Source organism: Corynebacterium sp. HMSC058E07, assembly GCF_001809885.1.
GTDB classification, from domain to species: domain Bacteria; phylum Actinomycetota; class Actinomycetes; order Mycobacteriales; family Mycobacteriaceae; genus Corynebacterium; species Corynebacterium macclintockiae.
In genome coordinates this window covers 1-392 of sequence record NZ_KV799289.1, presented here as the reverse complement: position 1 = coordinate 392, position 392 = coordinate 1, and the positions used below count along the sequence as shown (strand labels likewise).

The window sequence follows — 392 nt, the reverse complement described above, 5'->3', positions numbered from 1 at the left end:
ACATCCACCTCGTGGTAGTGGGTTGCGTGCAGTGTTGCACCCGTCGGGGACGGAACCCATGCAGTGGAAGCGCCCTCCTTCGGCTGGCCGATCTTCTGCGCCAGCATGTCCGCCATCAGCTCAGTCTTGGCCCACATGCCCTTACCGATCTGCGACTTACCCGGCAGGCCGTGCGCCAGGCCAGCATCCACATTGTTGTCCTCGTAAGCCAGCTTCCACGGCGCGGTCTGCAGGTCTGCCTTACGCACCATCGGACCAGCCAGCATAGAGGTGTGGATCTCGTCACCAGTGCGATCCAGGAAGCCGGTGTTAATAAACGCCAGGCGCTCCTTGACCTGCGCGATGCAGGCATCCAGGTTGGCGGTGGTACGACGCTCCTCATCCATCACACC

General features: G+C 62.0%; 1 pseudogene. It reads right to left on the bottom strand.

The annotated features are described in order from the left end of the window. Positions 1 to 392, bottom strand: a pseudogene (locus HMPREF2678_RS09820) (malate synthase G); the annotation flags it as partial.